At 33.4% G+C, this 20,832-nt stretch carries 11 protein-coding genes; all 11 read right to left on the bottom strand.

The genetic code is table 11. The features are described from left to right. A partial coding sequence (locus V7Z48_RS11680) for a Wzz/FepE/Etk N-terminal domain-containing protein (protein WP_334113691.1) occupies positions 1-281 on the bottom strand: 281 nt, incomplete at its 3' end. Positions 282-291: 10 nt separating this feature from the next. Further along, positions 292-1,089, bottom strand: a complete 798-nt coding sequence (locus V7Z48_RS11675) for a polysaccharide biosynthesis/export family protein (RefSeq protein ID WP_334113690.1) — start codon at positions 1,087-1,089, stop codon at positions 292-294. 19 nt (positions 1,090-1,108) lie between these two features. Next, a complete protein-coding gene (locus V7Z48_RS11670) occupies positions 1,109-2,995 on the bottom strand; it encodes a polysaccharide biosynthesis protein (RefSeq protein WP_334113689.1) in 1,887 nt (628 codons plus the stop codon). Beyond that, entirely contained in the window at positions 2,992-4,116 is a 1,125-nt protein-coding gene (locus V7Z48_RS11665; RefSeq protein WP_334113688.1) for an aminotransferase class I/II-fold pyridoxal phosphate-dependent enzyme, read from the bottom strand. Before V7Z48_RS11665 ends, V7Z48_RS11670 begins: the two co-directional genes overlap by 4 nt. 404 nt (positions 4,117-4,520) lie before the next feature. After that, the gene (locus tag V7Z48_RS11660) at positions 4,521-5,267 is read right to left on the bottom strand and encodes a 4'-phosphopantetheinyl transferase family protein (RefSeq protein WP_334113687.1); all 747 of its coding nucleotides are present in this window, start codon (positions 5,265-5,267) and stop codon (positions 4,521-4,523) included. Beyond that, complete coding sequence (locus V7Z48_RS11655; protein WP_334113686.1) at positions 5,260-9,234, bottom strand: non-ribosomal peptide synthetase; 3,975 nt, start codon at positions 9,232-9,234, stop codon at positions 5,260-5,262. The genes V7Z48_RS11660 and V7Z48_RS11655 overlap by 8 nt, the downstream gene beginning before the upstream one ends. A gap of 60 nt (positions 9,235-9,294) precedes the next feature. Then, entirely contained in the window at positions 9,295-16,722 is a 7,428-nt protein-coding gene (locus tag V7Z48_RS11650) for a non-ribosomal peptide synthetase/type I polyketide synthase (RefSeq protein WP_334113685.1), read from the bottom strand. Positions 16,723-17,088: 366 nt separating this feature from the next. Next, positions 17,089-17,967 carry a methyltransferase domain-containing protein gene (locus V7Z48_RS11645; protein WP_334113684.1) on the bottom strand — a complete coding sequence of 293 codons (879 nt, stop codon included), beginning with the start codon at positions 17,965-17,967 and terminating at the stop codon, positions 17,089-17,091. A 255-nt stretch (positions 17,968-18,222) separates the two neighbouring features. Beyond that, the gene (locus tag V7Z48_RS11640; protein WP_334113682.1) at positions 18,223-19,083 is read right to left on the bottom strand and encodes a class I SAM-dependent methyltransferase; all 861 of its coding nucleotides are present in this window, start codon (positions 19,081-19,083) and stop codon (positions 18,223-18,225) included. A 173-nt stretch (positions 19,084-19,256) separates the two neighbouring features. Next, the gene (locus tag V7Z48_RS11635) at positions 19,257-20,276 is read right to left on the bottom strand and encodes a GNAT family N-acetyltransferase (RefSeq protein WP_334113680.1); all 1,020 of its coding nucleotides are present in this window, start codon (positions 20,274-20,276) and stop codon (positions 19,257-19,259) included. Between the two features lie 202 nt (positions 20,277-20,478). Then, positions 20,479-20,832 (bottom strand): sugar transferase (locus V7Z48_RS11630; RefSeq protein ID WP_334113679.1); only part of this gene is annotated, 354 nt, incomplete at its 5' end.

Raw genomic sequence — 20,832 nt, 5'->3', positions numbered from 1 at the left:
GATTTGATAATTTCTACCTCATCGGCAACTTTAGAAAATGAATTTGAAAACATTCCATAATTTTGAAGTGAAGATAATTCTGGCAACTTGTTATTTTTATCGTCTTCTTTTATTTTAATAGTTGCATTGGCTTGATATTCAACTGTACTATATCGTATTTGTATGTAGGCCAAAGCGATAAATAAAACCAAGAACAAGGCTATGAATTTCCATTTAGAAATATACAATTCAAAAATGTTTACTAGAGTCTCTTTGTTGCTATCTGTTTGAGTCGATTGCATTTTTTTGTTTTTATTGATTGGTGATAATAATTGCGACTAATGTTGTTATTGTACCCAAAATACCAACCCAGATACCTGTATTAGGATTAAATGCTGAAGATTTAATTCTAGCCCTATTAGGTTCTACAACAATAATATCATTTTGGGTTAAATAAAACAGAGGCGAGTTAACTACATTTACTGAGGTAAGATCTATTTTAGCAAAACTTTTCACACCATCGATCTCTCTAATTAAGAGCACATTATTTCTTTTTCCAAAAATGGTAAGGTCACCTGCAAGACCGAGAGCTTCTGGTAAAGAAATGCGTTCATCTTGTAAAGTGAAAGTTCCAGGACGATTTACTTCACCAAGAATGGTTATGGTGAAATTAGCCAATCTAATATTGACGATTGGATCTTTTATATATTCAGCTAATTTTTTTTTCAACATGTCGGTTGCCTCTGCTCGTGTTAGCCCAGACATTTTTATCGTACCTAAAACTGGAAATTCAATATTTCCTTCAGCATCAATTAGGTAAGCTTGCAGTCTTAAATTACCTTGACCACTTAGAAGGTTATTGCTGTTGTTGGCAACTAGAGGCAGGTTAAAAGGCATTGCGGCTTCAAAATCTAAAGCTGTTACATCTACAGTGATTAGATCATCAGCTTTGTATTTCAACTGAAAGTTAGACTGAATTGAATTGACCTCCGTTAATGGTTCATCTTGAAAGTAAATAAGGTCTTGCCTTGATGCACAAGAGTTTAATAGTATAAAAACAACTAAAAGCAGGTATAAAATAATGTGATTGATTTGTAGATTGGTTTTCATGTTATAGTAATTTATGAGATTAATTATCTAAAACTTCGTAAAACGAGTTATTTGATTTGTATTCGGGGATAAGAATTTTTAATAAAGATACTATTTCAATATTTTTCATATTTGATTTAATATTTAGCAACAAATTTAATTTGTTAAGAATATCTGCCGAATCCATTTGTTTCGATTTAGCTATCATGATTTTTTCATGATAAGTAGGCGTGGTATTTTCGCCGTTAGCAAGTAATTCTTCAAATATTTTTTCACCCGGTCTCAATCCAGTTATTTCAATATTGATATCATCAGGATAACGCAAACCAGAGAGAATAATCATATTAAGTGCCAAATCATAAATTTTAATCGATTTACCCATATCGAAAACAAATATTTCTCCACCATTTCCCATAGCACCTGCTTCAAGTACCAAACTACAGGCTTCAGCAATGGTCATAAAATAACGTGTTATGTCTGGATGCGTTACGGTAACAGGGCCACCAAGTTCAATTTGCCTTTTAAATAATGGAATAACTGAACCGTTTGAACCCAGAACGTTTCCAAATCGAGTGGTAATAAATTTAGTTTGTCCTTTTTGCGGAAGACTATTTATAATTAGCTCTGCAACACGCTTGGTGGCACCCATTACATTGGTTGGATTAACAGCCTTATCCGTTGAAATAAGAATAAATTTTTGAATACCATACTTAACCGCTAATGTCGCAAGATTTCTAGTGCCAATAACATTAACGTTAACTGCTTCATATGGGTTGCTTTCCATTAAAGGAACGTGTTTATATGCAGCCGCGTGAAATACAATTTTTGGTTTAAATTCGTTAAATAATTGCTCAAATCTTTTATAATCTCTAATATCAGCAATAATTGGTGTGTAATTAGCAAGTCCCTTGTTTTTAAGTTCTTGCTCTAAATTATAAAGATCCGATTCTGAATTGTCAATAAGAATGAGATGTCTATAATTGAACTGCGATATTTTTCGAGCAATTTCACTACCAATAGAGCCCGCAGCCCCAGTAATAAAAATGATTTGATTCGTGTATTCTTCTGAAACGGTATTGTTAACAATTGAAATAGGCTCTCGACCAAGAAGGTCTTCTATATTCACATCTTTAATTTGTCCAACGCTTAAATCTCCATCAATCCAACTTTTTACCGGGGGAACAATTTTAACTTTAATACCTTTTTTAAAAAAAGAACTTGAAATTTCTAGAAGCCTAACTGGCGAAATATCTTGAATGGAAATTATAATTTCGTGAATATTATTGTTTTTAATAAATTCTTCTGAAATTCTTTTAGCGCTATAAACGTTTAATAAGTCAATTTTTTTACCGACTTTCTTTTCATTGTCATCTATAAATCCACAAATAATTGTATTACTGTGAGAGTCGTTTGTTAATGCTTGGTAAGTGATCATACCTGAATCCCCAGCACCATAAATTAATGCATTTTTAAAATCAACTGAGCTACTAATAACTTGGTTATATATGGATTTTATAAAAAACTTAAAACCAATTAAATTAAGAATATTTAATAATAGATGTATGTAAACTATAGAGCCTGGGATGTTGAAGAGACTGTTTTCATCATATTTACGAACTATAAAGGTTAATAAAATTAAAACAGTGGCTAGAATATTAGCACCTATAATGATATTGACGACGTCTCGAAACCCAGTATACCTAACCACACCTTTGTGAGAACCAACAGCTAAAAAGCTTAAAAATGCAACAACAATTAAATATGGAATTTGTTTGATTATTATGGATAAGTCAAACTCTAATTTAAAATTGAATCTTATTAAATATGCCACAAAAAAACTCGTAATAACAATTATTAAATCAACAGTCATCACCAACCATTTAGAGGCGTATTTCCGAAATATTTTATTTAATAGATTCTTAATCATAATCTGTAGTATTTCTTTATAACCATAACTACACGCTCGATTTGTTCTTGATTTAAATTCGAACCACTTGGTAAACAAATACCCCTCTCAAAAAGACTGTCAGAAACACCGTTTAAATAACGGGGATGATGCTTAAAAACAGGCTGTTGATGCATCGGTTTCCAAAGCGGCCTAGACTCGATATTTTCTTTCTCCAATAAGTTAATAATATCCTCTTTTTGTTGTTTTGATTTTGTTAAAATACAACTTAGCCACCTGTTTGAGAAACTATTTTTTGGTTCCGGTAAAAAAAACAAATCATTGATATCGCTTAAATGGTATTTATAAAGCTTAAAATTTAGCCTGCGGCTAGCAACGCGTTTTTCCAATACTTCCATCTGGCCAACACCAATTCCAGCTAATACATTGGACATTCTATAATTGTAACCAATATGAGAATGCAAGTAGGCTATATCTTTATCTCTTGCTTGAGTAGCTAAAAATACAGCCTTTTCTTTTATGCTTTTGCTCAAGGTTACTAATGCACCACCCCCAGAGGTAGTTATTATTTTATTGCCATTGAAGGATAAAACACCAATGTCTCCAAAAGTACCACATTTTTGGTTATTATAGCTACTGCCGAGTGCTTCAGCACTGTCTTCTATAACAGGTATTTCATAGGTTTTTGCAATGTTATGAATTTCGTTAATTTTATATGGCATACCGTATAAATGCACTGCGATTATGGCCTTTGGCCTTTTGCCTTGTTTAAGTCTATCTTTAATAGCCGTCTCCAAAAGTTCGGGACATAAATTCCAGGTTTCCTTTTCGCTGTCTATAAAGATTGGTGTTGCACCTTGGTAAACTATTGGATTAGCCGATGCTGAAAACGTTTTAGACTGGCAAATCACTTCATCATCTTTTTTTACATCAAGTAAAATAAGTGCCAAGTGAATAGCTGCAGTACCAGAACTTAATACGCCGACCTGGTGACGATTTCCAAGAAAATTTTGAAGCTTTTCTTCGAACAAATCGACATTTGGGCCTAACGGGGCAATCCAATTGCTCTCGAAAGCTTGATGAATATAATTTATTTCGGAGCCACTCATATGTGGCGAAGAAAGCCAAATTTTAGGTTTCATCGATTAAATTGGTTAGTAATTAGATTACCACAATCTTTATGTTTAATCGGAGATTTGGAACATAAAAAATAGGTTAGCGTTTCTCATTCAACAAAGATAAAAATCTCATTTGTAAAGTAATACTATTAACTATTTTCTTAATTGCAAGACTAATATCACGCAATAATATAAAGTCAGCCAAATAAACACGATAAATAACCCTTTTTTACGTTGATATTTAAAAGATGAGGCATGTATTTCAATACCTAAATCGAATTTTACCCTAAAGTCTTTGTACGCAACTAAATTAAATTGTAAGCTTTCCTCGTTAAATTGTTTGTAATCAACTTATGTTATTATACGTGCAAAATGATAATGAGAAATTAGGTAAATTAAGGTTTCTTAATGCTGCCCAAAGACGTAAGCTATTCAAAGCAACTCGGATTACTGTAAAATACTAGTTTATCAACATTTATGTTTTCGTTGCTAAATGCCACGGCCGCAACATAGTCTTCATTCAAATAAAAGCTCAAAACTTGTAAATTCTTAAATCCAGCTAAAATATTTGATTCAATTGAATGATAACCATCTATAGCCGGAACTTGTTTAAGATCTGCACTAATACCTACCCCCGTTGCCTTCACAATCGCTTCCTTGCGTGTCCAGAACTTATAAAACATAGCTGTTTGATCTTTTGCTTTTGAAATAGTTTCGATTTCTAAATCACTGAAAGTTGAATTCAAGATTTCTTTGAACTCAAATTTTTTGTTTTGAAATTCCAAATCTATTCCAATTGGAACACTGCATACAGCAATAATGGCATAATCAGCAGCATGAGACAGGTTAAAAAATATAGTTTTTTTTGAACTTATATACGGCTTATTATTGTTGTCTGTTTTTATATATATATTTGAGACATTATCAACCGTTTGTTGTGCGAGTATTAATTTAAGGAATGTTCTACAAATTATAAATCGATTAATGTCTTTTTCAAAATGATATTTTTGAGCACGCTCTAGCTCAGTTGTATTCAAATACTTTTTAAATTCAAGAACCAAGTGACTGTAAGTGGATAGCTTAATCTTGAATAATTTAAGATCAGATTTATTTACAGAAACATCTTCAGTAACTTCGCTTGATACTACAATGGTCCCGCAAAATACTTCATTCATATTGATCTAAATTATGTTTGTCTAGTACATGCTGTAATTTGTTGGCGAAATCTTTCACATGTGGTTTTTCAAACATGTCAACATGATTACCGACTACCATATGCCTGCGAATGCCTTTGCGAGCCATTTTTGACCACCCAAGAAATTTGCTGTCGTGTACTAAATTTACCTCTTCATTCGCTCTGAATAAATCAATAACAATATCTTGAGGTGTTATAGTATAGTTGTCTGTAGCTATGTCATGATTTGTTCGCATTTTTAACGGAATATTGAATTGCATTTCAAATTGTTTTTCCTTCCCGTGCTTTAGCCTTAAAAACAATCCTGAAATTTGCAGTTTGATCAATTCAACCCGTCGAAAAAAATTCTTTTTACTGCTAAACATATTGAAAATTACAAACACTATTTTACCCAAGAAATATACAACAGAGACCATATTTTTCTTTATTTGACTTTTGTAATAATATTGTGGAAAAACATAGGTGTCAAACTGTGCAAGAATTAATACTTTGCGTCCTTGTGCTTTTAACTGTCTCGCCATTTCATAAGCAACAATACCACCATAAGAAAAACCTGCCAAAGCGTAGGGTCCTTCAGGATTTGAGGCAATAATTTCAGTGATATAATCAGTAGCCATCTGGTGTATCGAATCATGGGGTTCGGTTACGCCATTTAATCCTCTTGATTGTAGACCATAAACTGGTTGGTCATTACTTAAGCTTTGTGCTAAATCATTAAATATCAAAACTTGATGATTAGCGCCATGAACTATATAGAGCGGAGGTTTGGTTCCGTTAGGTTTTAAAGGAACCAATGAATCCCAATTAAAAAACTCACTATCCATATAAGCAGCCAGTTTTTTTATTGTGGGATGTTTCAGTAAACCCACCAGTGGCAATCTCTTACCTGTTTCTTTTTCAAGTTTCGCCATTACTCTAACACCCACAAGAGAATGACCACCAATTTCGAAAAAATCGCTATTAACATCTATTCTTTCCAATCCTAAACATTCTTGCCAAATGGTCGAAATAATTTTTTCTGAATTGGTAGAGGCTTCAGTGAAATCATGATTTTTAATTTTATTCGGTAAAAGACTTATAAGTGCATTTCTGTCAATTTTACCATTTAATGTCGTTGGAAATTCTTTTACAAAATTAAATTGTTGCGGTATCATATGAATTGGAAGCTGTTCTTTTAGAACTTCTTTCCACTCACTTACTTGATTGACATTCTGGTATTTATCTGATACTATTAGATTTGCTACTAATTGATCATTATTAAGTATGACAACTGATGATTGTACACCTTCTAAACCATCCAAAGCCTGCTCAATTTCCCCAAGTTCAATACGATGACCTCTAATTTTAACTTGTTGGTCTATCCGTCCTAAACATTGCACATTGCCTGATGGTAACAGTTTCGCTAAGTCACCAGTACGATAAAGTGTTGTACTTAAATGATTTCCGAATTTATTTTTTATAAATTTCTCTGTCGTTAAATCTTGTCTTCTCCAATAGCCTTTCGATATACCATCACCCGCAATATAGAGTTCACCAATTTTGCCTGGTTCTACCAAATTACCTTGTTCATTTACGATGTACAATTGGGTATTGGCTATCGGCTTACCGATCGCAATCTGTTCATCTGTATCTTCAATTTTGGTAATAGCAGACCAAATTGTTGTTTCTGTTGGGCCGTATAAATTCCAAAGTTCATTTACCCTTGTCAATATTTTTTTTGCTAAACTTAAAGGCAATGCTTCTCCTGTACTTAACGCTCTAAGGGGTAAGTGTTCTTCCCACCCTGAATCTAAAAGCATTTGCCAAGTTGCCGGTGTTGCCTGCATCATCGTTATTGCTTCATCCTTGATAACATCTAATAGTATTCGTGTATCTTTTGCTGTTTCTTCGGTGGTTAAAATCAATTTAGCTCCTTTTAATAGTGGAGCAAACAACTCGGCCATAGCGATATCAAAAGATATGGTGGTAATTGAAATTAAAGTGTCTGATTCCTTTATTCCAGGTTTTATTATAACACTGAAGAGTAAATTCACCAAATTTTTATGTGTAATAGGGACGCCCTTAGGTTTACCAGTTGAGCCTGAGGTATAGAGTAGGTAGGCCAAATTATGGTTTTCAACTATTAAATCGAGAGGCTTGCTTGGGAATTTTTTTAAATCTGAAAATAAATCTTCTATCAGTAATATTTTCGTCTTAGACTGAAGTTTGGTTGATAGGACTTTCGTTGTAATTATAAAACTTGCCTCAGAATCTTCTAACATAAACTCTAAACGTTTGCTAGGATAACTTGGGTCTAATGGCAGATAAGCCGAACCACACTCCATTATGGCCACCAAAGTAGTTACTAATTCTATGGAACGCGGTAATAAAACAGCGACAAAATCATTTAAACCAATGCCATTTTTCTTTAAACAATGTGCTAATTGATGGGTTTGTTTTGATAAATTCTCATAGTTTATCTCTGTTCTTCCATATTTTAAAGCGATGTTTAATGGTGTTGCCTTCGCTTGTTTTGCCAACAATTCGTGTAGAGGTAATTGTGGATAAGATGAAACGGTATCGTTTAATTGTGAGTATGCCGTAAGATCAAACTTTACTATATCACTTATTTTTATACTCGGATTTTCTACGATAGTGTGTAACACTTCTTCAAAAGATCTCATCATTAGTTCTATTGTTGAAGGTTTAAAAAGGGAAGTATTATAAGACCACTCTAAAATGAGTTCATCCTCTGTACCTGTAGCATTTAAAAAAATCTCAAAGGTTTCAAAAGCCCTTGGATTACTTTTCAACTTGAAACTTAAACCTTCAAAAGAAACGGCTTGCGCCATTCCCATATCAATATTGAAAACAATAGGAACCAATGGTATTCTTGACGGATCTCTGGTAATGGCTAATTTTTGAATTAATTGACCAAAACTAAACTGTTGATGCTCGAAGGCATCAAAAATTTCATCTTTCCTGGATTTTAAATATGCATTGAATGGCATCTCAGGTAAAATTTTACTTCTTAGCGGGAGCAAGTTGACGCAATGACCTACTAACTGGGTTTTACCGCTTTGGGACTGTCCTGCCGCAGGAAGACCTATAACTAAATTATCCTGACCCGTTTGAAAATAGAGAAATGTTTCGAATGCAACCAGTAAAGTGGTTACAAAACTAGTACCCGATTGAATACCAACTTTTTTCAAATCAGATACCAAGCTGTTATCAATTGTAAAATCTAACCGATTGCTTTTAAATGTTCGAAGCGGTGGTCTTGGAAAATCTGTAGGCATTGTAACCTCTGGTACTGATGATTGGTATTGTTTAAGCCAAAATTTTTCAGTTTTTAAGTAGTCTTCACTGTTAATAAATGTAAGTTCTGCATCGGCATAAGAGCTGAAGGTTTCGGCCTTTGGCAATTGCGGTGTTTTGCCTCTAACATAAGCTGAATAGAAACCACCGAGTTCTTCAAGAATGATACCTGTAGACCATCCATCACATATAATATGATGCGCTGTAACTACTAACTGGTGTATATGGTTAGAAAGTTTTAACAAGGTAAATTTAACTAATGGTCCTTTATGAAGATCAAAAACATGATTGGCATCTGAAAACAAAAAATCTTTAACGGACAATTCATTGTCTGTTTTGTTTAAATTAGAAAAGTCCTTGAAGTGTAAATGTATAGGAAACTCTTTAAAAACAGTCATAAAACGACCGTCTGAACTAAAGGTAGATCGCAAGGCTTCATGTCGCAATATTATTTTGTGAATGGCATCCTCTAATGCATTTTTATTTAATTCACCATTAAAAATAAGGGAAACAGATTCGTTGTAAGCTTTGTTGGCATTTTCACCTCCCAATTCACACGCAATCCAAATTTCGGACTGAGCTCTCACAATTGGGATGATTTTTTCTATAGCCTTACCTTCAAAAGGGTTGAAAATGATTGGTTCTTGCACTCTATAAAAATTTAATTCAACTTTTTAAACTTGCGTATTAAAGTTTTTCTGCAACTTTATTTACAGATCAATTTTAATAAATGATCCTTTTTTTTGCTTGTCTTCAATAAACCATGCAGGATTTCCAGTTTCATCTAAACCAAGTCGAGCACCTTCTGCAGGTGGTGTATTTAACGATTGAACGGATTTCTCATTAAAACTTGCGGTTGAAATACTTAAATTGCCAGTAACTGTATTGGTGCCTGGGTTGTTAAAAATTCCAACCTCAATTAGTTCATCTAAACAGCTAGTAAATGCTTGTTTTAGTTTATTTACGTCTTCTTTATTATAGGCGCAGGTCATAAAACATGGAAAACCATCCCAAATATGAATACCCTTTTCCCTCAGCATTACAAAAAGTAATTCAGCATAAGGTATCTCTTCCACGAATTTTAATTTCCATAACGAACCAAAATAATTTATTTCTATAGGTAAATTACGCAGTTGTATTTGTTCAGTTAGGTCATCAACAAAATTTTTAGTAAGGGTATTGAGATTGTTTTGAAAGGTTTCACCAGTAACTTTCATGTGCATCAACGATGCTTTGGCAGAAGCCAGAGCAAGTGGATGGCGTACAAAGGTGCCTGCAAAGTAGGTTACACCAACCTCTGGGGAAGAATCATCGCCGAACTGCCAAAATCCACCATCAAGCGTATCCATATATTTTTTGTATCCCAATATAGCACCAATTGATATGCCTCCTCCAATTACTTTGCCATAAGTAGCAATATCCGCCTTTATGTCAAAAAGTGCTTGAGCACCACCAGGATGCATTCTGAAGCCGGTAATAACTTCATCAAAAATAAGCACCGTACCAGATGCTATTGTAACATCACGCACTTTTTTTAGAAACTCAACTGGCTGAAAATCTGGACGTCGGCTTTGTACTGGTTCCACAAGTACAGCAGCCAGTTCATGCGCTCGTTCTTTAATTATGTTCAAACTTTCATCAGTTCCGTAATCTAAAACTAATACGTTTTGTACTGCGTTTGATAAAATTCCAGCTGCGGCTGGGAAAGTTTTTAATATTTTTGAACCACGCACTAATGCCTCATCATTTATACCATGATAAGAACCTTTAAAGCAGACAACAAGTGAACGTCCTGTTACAGTTCTTGCAATCCGCACCGAACCCAAGACCGCTTCTGAACCCGTATTACAAAGCGCAGCGCGTTCATGTCCTGTAAATTCGCAAAGGAGCTTACAAACTTCTCCAGCAAGTGGATGTTGAGGTCCTACCTCAAAACCTGATTCTATTTGTTTGTGCAAAGCTTCTTTTATAAAATCTGGTTGATGCCCAAATAAACAAGATCCAAAACCGTTTAAAGCATCAATATATTCATTACCATCTAAATCCCAAAGTCGGTTTCCGGAAGATTTTTCTATAACAATAGGATATGTCAATTCCTTGGTGGCTGGTTTAAATCCTGAAACCACTCTTGGGTCAGACATGTAACTTCGATGTTTTTGAGAATATGTCTTACTCCCCAAAGTTTTTTTGTTGTAACTAATAATTAAGTTATCTAAAAACTCTTTTTGTGCCTTATTTAGGCCTGTGGACTGTTTCTCAATTCTTGGCGATGCTCCAAAGGGTTTTTGATGTTCCTTTTTTTCTTCTTCGGTTAAATCTTCGGCTGAAGTATGCCCAATTGCATTGGTCAAAGGTGTTGCAGCTGGCTTTTGATTTTGACTAAATGCATTAGTTGCAACTCCATTACTATTTCCTTGAAGTAGTTCTATTTGTTTACCTAAAAGTTGTATTTGTTGGGAAATTAGATTTAAGGCTGTATTTTGATTTGAACTATTCGCTAAATTTAAAGGTTGCGATTGCATATTTGACGAATGAATAGGTCTTGATATTTCACTGGAAATGGCTTCGAGTTGAGGGGCATAAATTTCTTTAGGCAATACTTTGTCAACATGCTCCGCCAATAGATTTGGTGAGCCAAGTTCACCGTTTAATTGTCTAAAGGTAATGGGAATGTTAAATTCGTTTTTTAAATTAATCGCCATTTGAGTAAGAACTAAAGAATCTAAGCCAAGTTCTAAAAAACTTTGGTTAAAAGCGCCTGCTTCAATTTCAATACCAGAGTTTTCCTCAATAATTGCTGCTATTTTTTCAAGTATTACAGGCTTTCTCATCTGTTTTGTATTTGTATTTGCATTTGGCAATGGTTTTGTGAATTCACTTTCAACAGTATTGGTGTTATTGATTTTAATATCGCTAATTGGTAGAATAGGTAAAGGATCTACCCAGCATGGTTTACGATCAAACACATACGAAGGCAATAATATGTTTTTCCTATTTTGACCTATATAAAAAGAATTCCAATCTGGTTCCACACCATTCAACCACAAATTTCCGAGTGCCGAAAGTACTGTGTGGTAAGCATTTTCATTTGGATTGGGTATTGTTAAACTTGAAATAGACGCCATGGATTTTAATCCTTTCTTCTGCATTGAAAGCGTTGTTAAGGCACGACCAGGTCCAACTTCCAGTAAAATAGCATCTTCCAAACTTAATACGGTTTCCATGGCACCTGAGAAGTTTACGGTTGCTCTTAAATGATTGGTCCAATAGGCGGTACTCGTCGCCTCGGCATCGGTTAACCAATCTCCTGTTACAGTAGATACAATTGGTAAACGAGGCACATTTAATTTGACCTGCTTTACTTCTGCATGAAATAAATCAAGAACAGGATCCATCATATTTGAATGAAAAGCATGACTTGTTAATAATAGCTTATTAGCTATTTTTTCAACATCTAAGGTTTTAGTGAAATTTTCGATATCCTTATCGGTTCCAGAAATAACTATTAAATTGTCTGAATTAATGGCTGCTATTGATAAGTTTTCTGGAATTAACCCTTTAATTTTATCAATATTTGCACGAACGGATAACATACTACCTCTTGGAAGTTCGCTTACTAATTTACCACGTTTTGCAATTAAATGCAAAGCATCTTCTAAAGAAAAAATACCTGCTAAGTGCGCGGCTACAAATTCGCCAATACTATGCCCACAAAGTAATGTTGGTCTTATTCCCCAACTTATCCAAAGCTGCGATAGTGCATATTCAATAACAAATAAAGCTGGTTGCGTATACTGTGTATCTTTCAACTTAATTTCCGCTTCAGGGAAATTATCTTCAGGATATATGATGTCTCGAATATCAAAATTAAATGCCGCAGTTAACACTTCAGAACATTTATCAACCGCCTCACGAAAAACCGCTTCTTGTTCATACAGTACTTTTCCCATTTGCAGATATTGTGCGCCTTGTCCTGGGAAAAGAAAGGCCAAATTACTTGGCGCAATTTTTAAATCTGAAGATTTAATTGAAGTTGCATCAACTGAAAGTAGTTGGTTGAATGCATCTTCCGTATCAGTTGCCAAAACATAACTTCGCTTACCAAATATGTCTCTGGTAGTATTAAGAGAGTAGGCAATATCAGCTAGGTTTGTGTTTATTGATGATTTTGTAAAATTACCTAACGCTGTTTTATAACCGTCAAGACTAATGTCTGATTTTGCAGACCATGCTATAATTTGTAATGGTCGAGATTCACCAGAAACCGATTGTTCAGATTCATAATCTTCAACCACAATATGTACATTAGTGCCGCCAACACCAAAGGAACTAATCCCTGCGCGTCTTTTTTCTAAACATTTCCAATCACTTAATTTATTATTTACAAAGAAAGGGCTATTGCTAAAATCAATTGACGGATTTGGTTTGTCAAAACCTAACGAAGCGGGTATTTGTTTATGTTTAAAGGCCAGCATAGTTTTAATAAGACCAGCAACGCCAGCAGCAGCCGTAAGATGACCCATGTTGCTTTTTATAGAACCTATAGCGCAATAATTATTTTGCTCTTGTTTACCAAAAGCCTTTTGCAGTCCTTCCATCTCAATGGGGTCTCCTATTGGAGTCGCAGTACCATGAGTCTCAACATAGCTAATACTAGTAGGAGATATTTGTGCATCATGCAATGCTCTTGTTATGGCGTTGGCTTGTCCTTCGGCGCTTGGTGCAGTGAAACTACCTTTACCGCTACCATCGTTATTTATACCTATTCCCTTTATTACACCATAAATATAATCTCCGTCTTTTTTAGCATTTTCTAAACTCTTTAGCAAAATGACTCCTGCACCATCACTAAAAACTGTGCCTTTACCATTAGCATCAAAAGGACGACAATGCCCATCAGGACTTAACATGGATCCTTCCTGATATAAATGGCCACTATAAATTGGAGCTGTTAGACTAGAACCACCGGCTAGAGCAACATCACATTGACCGCTTCTAATAGACTCTACTGCCTCGGCAATCGCAAGCAGTGATGTGGAACATGCAGAGTGAACGCTTATCGCTGGTCCTTTAAGATTTAAGTGGTAAGCAGTACGAGAAGCTATATAATCTTTTTCGTTAACTGTATCAACTTGAAGCACTCCAACTTGATTTAAGAGCGCTTTATTGTGTAGTAAATTGTTTTCGAAATATGTATTTCGACCTATACCTGCATAAACACCTACACTTCCGCTGTATTGTTTTGGAAGATGACCAGATTGCTCAAGAACCTCCCATGAAATCTCTAAAAATAAGCGCAATTGCGGATCCATTGTTTCGGCAAGTTTCGGATTGATACCAAAAAAATTGGCATCAAATGCTTTTGCCGAAGGCACAATCCCTCTTGCTTTTACATACAGAGGATTGTTTTTTAAATCTTCAGGAATCGTTTTATCTAATTCTTCATCAGTAAAAAAGGAAATCGTTTCTTTGCCATTTTTTAGCACTTCCCATAAGTCATCGATAGATTCTGCTCCAGGAAATCTTACAGACATACCTACAATAGCAACGTCATTTGATGTTTTATGTTCTTTTAGCTTTGAATAATTAGCTAATAGATTTGTTTTTTCCTCGTCGTTAAGGAATCCCGCTATTCCCGCTATAGTTGGGTACTGATAAATTTTTGTTACGGGTAAATCTAAGTTAAAACGTTCCCTCATCACAGTTATAACTTTTTGAGCCAGAAGTGATGATCCACCCATGTCAAAAAAATTATCATCAATACCGATATGAGGTATTTTGAGATATTGACTCCAAATAGAAGCAATGTCTTTTTCAAGTTTCGTCTGGGGTTTTTTGAACAAAGGAGCTGAATGCGGTCTTAAATATTCGGGTTCGGGTAGATTTTTTTTATCAACTTTTCCATTTGATGTTATGGGAAAATCTTCTACCCACATAAAAATGGAAGGAATCATGAAATAAGGAAGTAAATCTTCTAATTGTTGTCTTATATATTTGATGTCTCCCTTAGTTTCTTTTGGTTGCAGATAGGCTACCAGTTGGGTTTCTCCGTTTAAATGATTGCTTGCCAGAACTACCGCTCTCTTAATTTCGGGAAGTAAGTTTAACTTCGATTCAATTTCTCCTAATTCTATTCTATGTCCTCTGATTTTTACCTGATCGTCTTTCCTTCCAATATATTCAATATTACCATCGGGCAACCATCGGGCAAGGTCTCCAGAGCTGTACATTCGTTCGCCCGCTATAAAGGGATTATTAATAAACTTTTGGTCTGTTAATTCCGGTCGATTGAGATAACCTCGAGCCAATCCCATGCCGGAGATATATAATTCTCCAATTACACCTATCGGTTGAAGTTTTTTAAATTCATTTAAGATATAAATGGAAAGTGTAGGAATACTGTTTCCAATATTACTAATATTTTTGTTTATATCAATTTCATCTATTTCTTTATAGGTTACATGTACAGTAGTTTCCGTAATACCATACATATTTATAAATTTGATATTAGGATATTGTTTGTACCATTTTTCTAAGTGTTTAGGAAAAAGTGCTTCTCCGCCAAAAATAATATTACGTAAATTTAAATTTGTGTTTATATTATTAGTGTTCTCCATTAAGTTAATGAATGCGGAGGGTGTTTGGTTTAATATGGTAACACCTTCCTTATCAATTAATGAAATAAATTCGAAAGGATCTTTGGCAATCATTTCTGGTACAATTATTAATTTGCCTCCAAATAACAAAGCGCCATACATTTCCCAAACTGAAAAATCAAAACAAAAAGAATGAAACATGCACCAAACATCTTTCTCGTTAAAATCAAAAAGGGGAGTGCTGCTGAAAAATAACCTAACTACATTTCTATGTTCAATCATTACCCCTTTAGGGTTTCCTGTTGTGCCTGAGGTGTAAATGATATAACATAAATTTTCTGGGCTTGGTTTAATTTTTTCTGGTTTTTTGATTGAATAAGTGGCTTTATTATTGATGAAATCTCGCAATAAAGTTTCATTAATTATTACTTTACTATTACTATCATTTAGAATGTAATCTTTTCTTTGTTGGGGATAATTTGGATCTATTGGTACATAGGCGCAACCAGATTTAAGTATACCTAGTAAACAAATTACAATCCATTCACTGCGAGCTAAGATTACCGCTACCAAATCATTGTCATTCACGCGATGCACATCTAATAAGTAGTTTGCGAATTGATTTGATAATTCATCCAACTCAATGTATGTGAATTTTATATTTTGAAAAACTAGTGCAATTTGGGTAGGATTTTTTATTACTTGTTCGTTAAATAAATCTACTAATGTTTTTTCTTTAGGGTAATCAACAGACTCACTTTTAATGGTGTCTAGCAAAATATTTCGTTCTTCATCTAAGAGAAAATCTATTTCTCCAATATTTACATGCGGATTCGTTAGAAGTTGGGGCAATAGCTGTTTATAATGGGCTATTAATTTCTCAATCAAATTAGTATCGTAAGTTAAGCTGTTGTAGGTGATCTCAAAAATTAATTGATTATCAACCTTTTCAAAAGCAATACTTAAATCAATATCTTCAAATAGATTATCATCTCCTTTTTCAGATTCATTAGATAAAATTTTAGGAGATATCATTATATTAAACAAGTCTTTAGGGTCTTTTTTAAAGTCCGTTTTAATATCTTCTTTTAACGCTGAAAATAGGTAATTACCTTGTTGAAAGTCGAGCAAAGTAGATGCTTTAATTGTTTGGTAAAGCGCATTGAAATTGTTTAAAGGATCTATTTCCGAACGCAATAAAAGCGTGTTTCTCCATAAATCCGATTGGTTTTTTATAATTGAGTTGCTCACAAGTGACCCCACAATAATATTGTTCTGAGAGGTGTATCTATAAAAAAGTGTTTTCCACGATGCTAATAAGCAGAAGAAGATATTAAAATCGTCATTTTTAATAAATGCATGGAACTCAATTGTTGTCTTCTCTGATAATGCAAACCGAATACATTTAATATTGTTAGTTGTATTTTTTACTGGGACGCCAGATTTTGGCATATTTAACAATGCTTGCCCATCAGACAATCTGTTAAGCCAATAATTCTTTTGAGAATTATTTAAATGGTTAATTAAGTTAGATTCAAGCATTCAATTTTGAATTATTATGAAACTATATTATTTTTTAAAGGTTTAAAAAATTGATGTGGGTAAGTTGCAGTTTATTAATTTATTATATCTAATTTACAATGTAATTTTAATGCAAATTAAGTAATTTTTAGACATTAATTAGAAAAACACGGATGAATTGTTTCTTTAAATCGTTAAAAAATTAAAATATCTAAAACTTTTATACGTAAGGGATTAGGTGTCTAAAATGCCCACTTTAATATATAAAGGGCTAATATTAAATAACATTCAGTAAGGTACAATTTTCTTGCAATCCTTTAAATAGATAGGTCATTGGTTTGAGGTAATTTAAGTGAAGGTAATTAAAATGTAAAATTAAATTCACCTTTAATTTTTAGCACCAATAAACGTTCGGTTATTAGTGCCTCCATCCCAAGGTTTCTGAGAATAATGCCAAATATCAAAACCAGCATCCTTAAAGAGCTTTGAATAATTGTGAGAAAATGACCATTCGCGTCCGTGAACCTGTGAATTTGGATTAATTTCAAAATTATGTTCTTTGCTGGTAGGTTCTATGGCAACAAAGAAGGTTTTACCCAAAGCATTTATGTCTTTTAAAAGTTCAGCTAAACTAGATTCGGTAAAATATTCTAAGACACCTCCCGAGGTAACAAAAATTGTTTTTTCACCCCCGTTTTTTTTAACCCATTCAGAACCATTTGAAACCACAAATTCAAGCTTTTTATCTTGGTTGAATTTTTGGATATTTTTATTTACTTGATCAGGGCTGAGATCTATACCAACAAAACGATTAATTTCTGGAAACTCTAAACTTAAGAATTTTAACACTTTTCCATTGCCAGTTCCTATTTCTACTAATGTTTTAAATTGCTCTGAATGATTTGATAATTCCTGTTTTAATAATTCGAATAGAAACGTGCAATTGGGCAGAAAATCAGTTTCAAATAAATCGTATGCCTCAGAAAGCCAATCGGTGCCTTTCTTTGACCAATAAGTTTGATGTAATTCTGATATTCTATTAAAATCTTTAGTTTTTTCAAGTCTATTAAATATTGCCCCTCGCATTAAACGTTCTGGTATAGTCATATCATTATTAATCACTAAGGTTAATCCTTGTTCTGATAATTTACGCGCTTTTTTTGGCTGAATTACTACCAGAAAATTTCCTATTGTTTGAGTTAAAAAGTCGAATAATCCCCGTGTAATTTTGTACGTTGCGGATTTTATTTTATTTTCTGTAGCCATTTTTACAAAGTGATTTAAAAATAATAAGATTTACGTCGTCGTAAGCTCAAATCATATAACAAGATAAACAAATTTAATCCGACCTAATTAAAAAAATAGCTAAATTGTTAATTTCATCGCTTAAAGCAAACCTAAAGAAATATTACAGTTATATTCATCCTTTTAAGATGATTGATATCCATCAAGCGAAATAATATAAATGCCTTAAAAAAAGGGGAGTAGTAAAGTTTGTTTATAATATTGTTCAAATATTTTTTAGTTTTTGGCTCCTATAAATGTTTGCAAATCGCTACCTCTAGGCCAAGTCTGTTGAGAGAAATGCCACAAAGTAAAACCGGCATTTTTGAATAGATGGGGATAATTGTGTGAAAAAGAAGGTTCGTTTCCGTAAAGTTGTGTATTAGGTTGTGTATCAAAATCATGGTCTGCTCCGTTAGGCTCAATTGCCACGAACATGGTTTTACCTAGTTGGTTAATAATGTTCAAAAATTCTTGTAAACGTTGCTCGACAAAATATTCTAAAACCCCTTTTGACGAGACAAAAATTGAATTACCACATCCATGTTCTTTAACCCAATCAAAAGCATCTGCAGCAACGAACTCAAGCTTTATGTTATCTGAGAATTTTTTCTTATTGATTTCCACCTGATGAGAACTAAGATCGATACCGATAAAACGATCGATTTGATGAAATTTAGAACTGAGATAATTAAGTACATCACCATTTCCAGTGCCTATTTCTACAAGCGTTTGAAATTTTTCAGGTTGATCTATTAATTCTTTATCAAGCAAATCGAATATAAAAGTGCAATTTGGTAGAAAATCATTAAGAAAAGCACTTTCTGTTTCCGAAAAAAGATCAGTGGCTTTGTTGCTTTCCCAAAAATTCCGATTCATTTCTGCGATTTTTTCGTGATTTTCAATTTTTTCAAGTTTTTTTACCAGTGCGAAACGCATTAATCTTTCGCTAAGACTCATTTTTTTTGAATTCTTATGCACTAATGTCATTCGGTGTTCAGAAAGTTGACGTGCCTTTTTAGGTTGCATAAATACAAGCATGTTGCCTACAGCACCAGCAATAGGATAAATAATTTTAGATTTTAGAGAAGTTCCCATACACTAATAATTGAACGAAAATTTACATTTCGGATTAAACAATGATAACATTTCAACATTAAAAGTTTTAGAAAAATCAAACGTTACTATCACTTTAAAAATCTTTCACAAACCTTTCGAATACAATATATTTTAACCAATAACAACACCATCTAGATGATACAGTACTAAGACTAAGCTAGCTTTCTTCGATATGCTGGAAAATAATCTGTCGATTTTGGATTTAGACCTGATGTTAACATATTATAGGTTTCGTGGTCAACGATATATTTCCAAACACTGAAAGTTTTAAGTTCTTTGGAAAATGATATTTTAAATCGCAACAATGAATCTTCTTTACTACCTAATCCGCCACCCAAATTTAAATATTTAAAACCTTCTTCGGTGGCAATAATTCGCATTTCGTCAATTAATATTTTAATCGGTGTGATGTTCAGAAAATCAGATTTCGAGCCTGCTAGGTGATATTGTACAATATGGTTGGTTTTTACAAATATGACACCTGCAATAATTTCATTGGTTTCCTTTGTTATAGCCAGCAGTAAATCGGTTTCAAAATTGTCACTATTTAGAAAATTATAAAAATAATCTTTATCAAAGTAATAGTAATCATCAGCATTTACGCGATTCATATTTTCGTAGTATATATCGATAAACGCGTCAATATCTTCTTTTTTTGTTGCCTTTACAATATCACAAAGTCGTCTCGCTTTATTAATTTGTGTTTTTATTCTTTTTTGGTAACCACTTCTTTGGGTATCTAGGTTGTTGGTTAAATTGATGAACACAACAGAGCTTAGGTCTACGCATTTCCCCATATTTTTCAAAATCTCCTTTTGATGATTTATATAAGGATTTAAACGACTAAAAACAGAAACAACATTATGATTTAAAAAATACTTATTCAATTCTAATACGAATAGCTGATTATCAAAATCTCCTGTAATATTCTTAGAAACTGGTCCAGGGTATCCGTAAACTGAAGTAATATCAAAATAATCGGTGCCTTCAATCGGTCTTAAAACAACTGGGATGGCAATAAGTGCGATATCAGTTTGATAAACTAAAAGCAGAAATTTTTCATTGGGTTGCTTGGATAATTGATGATAGTCGTAGGTATGATAAAAGTCGTAAGAGTCGACCTTACTCAAAATGTCATTCCAACTTTTTTTGTCCTCTATTTCTTCAATCATAAACTACTAAACTTTAACTTTAAACTTCACAAATGTAGCTATGTTAATATCGTTTGATAAATTAATATTTTAATAGTTAATAACCTTAAAATAGTTATAAATAAATTTTTCATTTCTAACCAAAAAGATTGTAGAACTACATAGTAAAAATCGCGTTCAAATTTTTGTTTTAGCTAATGCTATTTCTTCCATTTACTGATGTTTATCTTGTAACACCAGTCCATACATCGCGGCGCTTGGCTTGATGATTACTATATATTTGCAAATATCCAACATAAAGTAGTCTGGGGTATGCAGGCCTCATATCGCTGGTTAAGATGTTTATAATATATATAATTTCCTCCAATGAAGTTATTCTAATTAAATTTCCAAACTTCGTTAACCACATGACAAAAGACGAATGCACAACGCTTTCATACTGTTCGTAGGTAATAGATTTAAATGTGAGGATATAAAAGATGTTTTCGTTTTTATTAGGGCGTTTACTGTACTGAAACGGCTCAGTTTTTTTGAGATATAAATTGATGAATAAAATTATTTTGAAAATGTGATTGAA

It is taken from the genome of Paucihalobacter sp., assembly GCF_036825875.1.
GTDB lineage: Bacteria > Bacteroidota > Bacteroidia > Flavobacteriales > Flavobacteriaceae > Paucihalobacter.
The sequence above is the reverse complement of the archived record's forward strand: the minus strand, read 5'-3'. Positions and strand labels throughout refer to the sequence as shown.

What these genes read in the sequence shown, in the direction of transcription:
- V7Z48_RS11645 (WP_334113684.1), bottom strand. Translation starts at nt 17,967, where the DNA reads ATGGCTACAGAAAATAAAATAAAATCCGCAACGTACAAAATTACACGG.
- V7Z48_RS11675 (WP_334113690.1), bottom strand. Translation starts at nt 1,089, where the DNA reads ATGAAAACCAATCTACAAATCAATCACATTATTTTATACCTGCTTTTA.
- V7Z48_RS11670 (WP_334113689.1), bottom strand. Translation starts at nt 2,995, where the DNA reads ATGATTAAGAATCTATTAAATAAAATATTTCGGAAATACGCCTCTAAA.
- V7Z48_RS11660 (WP_334113687.1), bottom strand. Translation starts at nt 5,267, where the DNA reads ATGAATGAAGTATTTTGCGGGACCATTGTAGTATCAAGCGAAGTTACT.
- V7Z48_RS11650 (WP_334113685.1), bottom strand. Translation starts at nt 16,722, where the DNA reads ATGCTTGAATCTAACTTAATTAACCATTTAAATAATTCTCAAAAGAAT.
- V7Z48_RS11640 (WP_334113682.1), bottom strand. Translation starts at nt 19,083, where the DNA reads ATGGGAACTTCTCTAAAATCTAAAATTATTTATCCTATTGCTGGTGCT.
- V7Z48_RS11665 (WP_334113688.1), bottom strand. Translation starts at nt 4,116, where the DNA reads ATGAAACCTAAAATTTGGCTTTCTTCGCCACATATGAGTGGCTCCGAA.
- V7Z48_RS11635 (WP_334113680.1), bottom strand. Translation starts at nt 20,276, where the DNA reads ATGATTGAAGAAATAGAGGACAAAAAAAGTTGGAATGACATTTTGAGT.